This window comes from Candidatus Woesearchaeota archaeon, assembly GCA_003695435.1.
In the GTDB taxonomy this organism is placed as follows: Archaea; Nanobdellota; Nanobdellia; order Woesearchaeales; family UBA11576; genus J101.
Genome location: RFJL01000021.1, coordinates 1 through 5,411, shown reverse-complemented (window position 1 = coordinate 5,411; position 5,411 = coordinate 1). Strand labels below are relative to the sequence as shown.

Below are 5,411 nucleotides of genomic sequence, written 5' to 3'. Positions count from 1 at the left end.
TCTCGAACAAAAAAACCTCCCTTTCGTGTACAACCACCCGTTCTGGTGTGAGTCCCACGAGGAACTTAATGAAGAAGCAGTAATTGAACTCATTAAACGCTGTCCTGTAATTGAACATAACCTGAGTGAAGTCTCTTCAGTTAATAAGAAAGTACTTGATCTTGCTAAAAAGTTTGGAAAGGGCGTCGTCGCAACAACAGATAGTCATTTTGGAGCACTAGGTGATGCCTTTGTTATCACGCCTCCTGCACATAACTTTCGTGAATTTTTTGATCACATAAAAAATCAAAGATGCCATCTCTTTGCAAAGAGTATGACATTAAACCGCGCAGTTCTAGAATCAAGAAACGTTATTTCTCAAGTATTCGAACGAGTCACAAGAGATGCAGGAAGCTCAACATTCAATCCCGATACAGGAAACAAACTCATCGATGCGCTCTCAATTCGTCTCTCCAAAATTGAAAATTCAATCACAAAATCACTTCTGCGAAAGTTCTTCGAAGCACTATCTTCAACTAAACTTCCTGCAATCATCTTCATGTTGTCAAAACACAAAAGAGCGTATAGGATTCTCAAAAAGTTATCTAATCAAGGTTTTCATAAGAAACAAGGATTTCTGGAATTTTTTTACGAATACGTATACTAAAAAAGTGTGAAGAATGTAAACTATTTTCCTGCTGCAATTTCAAGAATGTCCAGGTGCTTTAACTTGTGATCTTTTCCCACAGTCATTCTTGTTTTAACATCAACAGCGCGAATAAAGTTTTTTCCAAAGTCAGTATGCAAGCGATACGCGAAATCAAGAGCAGTGGTTCCCGAAGGCATTAAAAAACAGTCAGGCAATCTATTTCCATCTTTATCTTCAAGTTTCCCTGCTCCTCCCGGGTGGAGTGCAATGTATCCAAGAACATCAAACACCGACGTGTTAAGAACATCTTGAACTCCTGTTGTGGAGAACACATCAAGAATATTTTTTTGTATGTATTCAAGCGCTTTTCTTTGAGCATCACTAAGCTTAGATTCATCTTTTATGGTGAATTCTTTTTCACCAGGAACGTACTCAATAAGGCCATGTTTTGCCGCTTCTCTAAGAGCAAGTTCGCTTTCTGCAGAACATCCAATGATGTGATACTCTTTGAACTCTTGCTTGAGTCGTTCGAGATTCTTAACAGCTCCGGGAACATCAATTTTATTCGCTGCAATGACCATCGGCTTCGTCATTTTTCTTAATTCTCTTGCAAGTTGAAGAAGATCTTCATCAGTCCAGTCCTTAACTGAGGGGGGTAATGAGAGTGTGTTGAGTGCTTTTTTGACATGATCTTCGCTCACTTTAAGACCTGTAAGAAATTTTGCAAGACTTTTTGGCAAATCTTCCTTAAGCTGCATGACTTGTTTGGAAAATTTATCCCATCCCTTCGTGAGTAATGATTTGAACCAATAATCAAGTTCGTTCTCAAGAAAGGCAATGTCTTTTGCAGGATCATAACTAAGAGGCTCACAAGGCTCGCCTTTTTCATTAACCGAACCTGAAACATCAATAACATGTATAAGCACATCTGCGCCTGAGAGATCATTAAGAAACTGGTTGCCCATTCCAAGACCTTCATGAGCTCCTGGAACTAGACCTGCGACATCAACAAGCTCAACAGGAACAAATCGATAGGAACCCGCTACGAAACCCTCGCGGGGATTTGCAGGCTGTTTATTGCCAAGCTCCTGAGCAACATCCTTAATCTTAACATAACCCATTGCAGAATTTGGTTTTATCGTTGTAAAAGGATAATTTGCAATATCAACCTCTGCTAGGGTTGCGGCCTTGAAGAAGGTGGATTTTCCAACACTTGGTTTGCCTACAATTCCAATAAACATAAACCTTGAGTCTTGACAAGAGGTTTTTAAGCTTTCTCTCTCATACTCAACAATACCTTTAAATACATTGTACTACGTTCTACTCGCCAATGGGTGAGATGCCAAAACCTGGAAAAAAAGAAAAAATAGCTGATTTCTCTATTGTTTACAAAGACGTCTTTTCTTGGGAGTGGCTGTACAAAACCGTTCATACCTGGCTTAATGATGAAGGTTGGCAAGCGCCAGAAGGGGGGGATAAGTGGAAGGAAAAGAACTTCATTCAGCGCAACCTGCCGTTTGGAAAAGAGATTTGGATTTGGTGGAGACTACAAAAAAAACGAGGAAAATACATTATGACCTATCTGGACGTGGAATATCACGTCCTGGGAATGAACGACACCGAAATCTTGCACGAGGGGAAGAAAATAAAAGTGCAAAAAGGCGAGGTAGAAGTCTTCATCAAAGCATACATTCAGCGTGATCCAAAAGGCGAGATCAGCACACTTCCCTGGATGCGATCAAAAATGGTAAAGAACTGGTTTGAGAAGAGGTGGTATAAAGCAGAATACGATCAAGAGCTTGCAAAACTCTACAATGATGCGTATCGCCTGCAACACGCAATTAAACAGTACTTTGATATCAAAGGCTGGATTGGAGAGTATGCAGGAAAGCCGTTCATCCCAAAGAAGGGATTCTAGCACAGACGTGTCCAATGCCCTATTTGCCCCCCGTAGAGGTTCATCCTCCTGTTCCCGCCCAATACTTTTATAAATCACTTTTTGAGGATACTCTTCCGTGCCTCAGTAGCATAGTGGCTAATGCACCTGACTTGTACGGCAAACACTGCTCAAGCGATCAGGAGATCGAGGGTTCAAGTCCCTCCTGAGGCTTTTTTTTCACCATGGACAACTATGTAGAATTACAATCCCAGTATGGCCTTCCCTCTTATGAGGACCTCGATCATTACTTTGAAATCACTTCGATTGAAGAAGGTGTTTTTTTGCGTCAGGTGCGAAAAAAAATTGCTGAAAAATTTGAAGGTATTGCAACGCATTTACAAGACATTCTCAACCCTGATGCATCTCCTTCCTCGATGGGCGAGTCTTCCTTTTTTGATGACAACCAAAAAGAACGTATTTACTCTCTTTTCAAATCCCTCATGGTATTTATTAGAAAATCAAGCTTGCTCTCAATAGAAGACTCTGATGAGCTCAATGCACAATACATCAACGAAGCATTTTCTTTCTTCATTGAGCACAAAGAAGAATTCAAACAAATCTTTGAGCACATACAAACGTCGTGGAAGCAAGATTTAAATAAATCAGAACGAATTCACTACCTTGGATGAAACGCTTAATTCTCCTAGGACCTCCCGCAGCAGGAAAAGGTAGTCAAGCAAAAAAACTCTCAAAAGCTCTAGGAATTCCTCACATCTCAACAGGAGATCTTCTCAGAGAAGAAGTAAGTAAGGGTTCGGTCATCGGGAAAAAAATAAAAAAAACTCTTGAATCAGGAGATCTTGTTCCTGACAAGATCATTGTTCAACTTATTAAGAAAAGACTGGAAAATGAGGACGGGTTCATCCTCGACGGATTTCCAAGGGACATTGAACAGGCAAAACAGCTCCCTCTTGAAATAGATCATGTGATACTCATAGATGCGTCAGATGAAAAAATCATTGAACGCGTGTCCAAAAGAGAAATTTGCCCCACATGCGGTCGTATTTATGGTGTAGATGTACCGCCAATACGAAAAGGTTTGTGTGATGATGATAACACTCCTCTTATCCACCGCCCTGATGACAGACCTGAGAGTATAAAACACCGCCTTGAAGTCTATCATGAAAAAACACAACCGCTCATAAAGTATTACGAGGATAAACTTATTCGGGTAAATGGGGATCTGAGCATTGATGAAGTGTTCAAAGAAATTATCAAACAAATAACTGCTTGATAAACATCGTCGCGTAGCAACCTTTGGGAAGGGTGAATGAAAGAGTAATTTTTTGTGCATCCCCTAATTCATCTGGTTCTAAGTTTCCTATTTGAAGGTCTTCAACATCAACAACTGCATCGCGCACACCTCCTTCGCAAGTAAGAGCGGGAAGTTGTCTGTTGACAAAGCACTGCTGTTTGATGCCATAACGTTGAAGCAATGCTTGCAAGTGCTCATCTATATCAGTCTCAAAACCGACGAGGGGAGCTGAAAAATCTTTTGGACGTTTGAGAGGAACATGAAATGATCCAATGGATGTTTCAATCGTAGGACCGTCAAGAAGAGAGGAAACATATTCGTTGAATATTGCGCTTTGCACAGCATGTGCGTAGAAGGTGAGCAAAGAGTAGGGGAGTTTTTTGAGTGCGCCCACATAATCGCGAGGACGTTTTCCTAAAAACTCAGTTAGGGTTTCATTCTTCAAAAGCTCACATGCCGCCTCATATTCTTGTTTAAGCAAGCACAAGCCAATAGTTATATTATTCTTAGAAAAACGCTGATCATCAAAGTAATTGATAAACCAGTCACGATACAGTGGTTTTTTATGCACTCCTCGCACAACAAGTGTGAATCTGTTCCCTTTGAGAAAACCCCTCTTGATAGGCTCAGATCCTGCATGCAAGTACTCGAGTTGAATATCTTTATGTTTGAATCTTTGCACAGCAAAGGGTTTTCTTGTTCTTATGGAAATAATCTGGGTGGTGATTGCATTTTTGTCTTTAATTCCTGCAATTCCTATATCTTTAGGAGAACAAGAAAAAACCTTACACAACAAGTTTTGTACTTTGTACCAATCATAATTTGTTTTGGTAAGTCTAAAATAGTGAAAGGGGCCGTTTGACTGTTCTGGAAGAATACTCTCTTCTTCAACAATGAAATCTGCAGGTATTGCTTTAAGTTGCATGTTAGGATGTTCTTAGTTAGTCTTTATAATGGTTAACTCTGCGAACAGTATCTTCAACCCACAATCTTCTTAAACAACTACTTAACTCCCCAGTATATGCCCGGGTAGCATAACCTGGATAGTGCAGCGGACTCCTAATCCGCAGGTTGTGGGTTCGAATCCCATCCCGGGCGTTTTCTCCCGTGATGGTCTTATCATTACATCGAAGGATTTGAGAATGATTATGAAAAAACACAAGAAGTTAGAATTGTTTGAGGGTGATGGTGATCTGGTCAAGCAGTGGTTGTATGTTACCCATGAGTGCATGCTGTAAATGCGAAGTTACTACGAGAGTTAGGATTGCAATTCTTTTAACATCTTCATGATTTTTGCACCATCTGCTTTTCCTTTAAGCGCTCCCATCGCTTTGCCAATAATTGCTTTGGGATGAGCACCAGCGTTTTGAGAAATAATGTTAGAGAGTTCCGCGCGTAACTCATCATCACTCATTGGCTTATACTTAGAAAGATCAAAAGTGCCCTTGGCGATATCAAGAACCACTTGTTCAAGAGAATCTTTTACTAAATCGCCTTTGTTTAGCGCATCAAAGATCAACTCCCATTGTTCATCAGAAACCGTGATTTCCAGGTTGTGTTTTTTCCCTATGGTTTTAGGAAGAGAAATC

General features: G+C 40.3%; 7 protein-coding genes and 2 tRNA genes. 6 read left to right on the top strand and 3 right to left on the bottom strand.

All coding sequences use genetic code 11. The features are described from left to right. Window positions 1-646 (top strand): hypothetical protein (locus D6774_01425; GenBank protein ID RME78371.1); only part of this gene is annotated, 646 nt, incomplete at its 5' end. Window positions 647-666: 20 nt separating this feature from the next. On the opposite strand, the gene ychF is transcribed toward D6774_01425, so the two are convergent. Continuing rightward, the gene (gene ychF, locus D6774_01420) at window positions 667-1,869 is read right to left on the bottom strand and encodes a redox-regulated ATPase YchF (GenBank protein RME78370.1); all 1,203 of its coding nucleotides are present in this window, start codon (window positions 1,867-1,869) and stop codon (window positions 667-669) included. Between the two features lie 89 nt (window positions 1,870-1,958). On the opposite strand from ychF, the gene D6774_01415 reads away from it, so the two are divergent. The 4 genes from D6774_01415 (at window position 1,959) to D6774_01400 (ending at window position 3,801) form a co-directional block, all read left to right on the top strand. Continuing rightward, entirely contained in the window at window positions 1,959-2,546 is a 588-nt protein-coding gene (locus D6774_01415; protein RME78369.1) for a hypothetical protein, read from the top strand. A 99-nt stretch (window positions 2,547-2,645) separates the two neighbouring features. Further along, window positions 2,646-2,738 (top strand) — tRNA-Thr (locus D6774_01410). A gap of 11 nt (window positions 2,739-2,749) precedes the next feature. Beyond that, a complete protein-coding gene (locus D6774_01405; protein ID RME78368.1) occupies window positions 2,750-3,196 on the top strand; it encodes a hypothetical protein in 447 nt (148 codons plus the stop codon). Further along, window positions 3,193-3,801, top strand: coding sequence for an adenylate kinase (locus D6774_01400; GenBank protein ID RME78367.1), 609 nt, complete (start codon window positions 3,193-3,195; stop codon window positions 3,799-3,801). Before D6774_01405 ends, D6774_01400 begins: the two co-directional genes overlap by 4 nt. Here the strand turns inward: D6774_01400 and truD are convergent. Next, complete coding sequence (truD, locus tag D6774_01395) at window positions 3,782-4,747, bottom strand: tRNA pseudouridine(13) synthase TruD (protein ID RME78366.1); 966 nt, start codon at window positions 4,745-4,747, stop codon at window positions 3,782-3,784. The genes D6774_01400 and truD overlap by 20 nt on opposite strands. Window positions 4,748-4,845: 98 nt before the next feature. On the opposite strand from truD, the gene D6774_01390 reads away from it, so the two are divergent. Then, a tRNA-Arg gene (locus D6774_01390) sits at window positions 4,846-4,920 on the top strand. Window positions 4,921-5,080: 160 nt separating this feature from the next. Here D6774_01390 and D6774_01385 read toward each other — a convergent pair. Continuing rightward, on the bottom strand, window positions 5,081-5,410 hold the full coding sequence (locus tag D6774_01385; GenBank protein RME78365.1) for a hypothetical protein: 330 nt from the start codon (window positions 5,408-5,410) through the stop codon (window positions 5,081-5,083). Between the last annotated feature and the right edge of the window lies 1 nt (window position 5,411).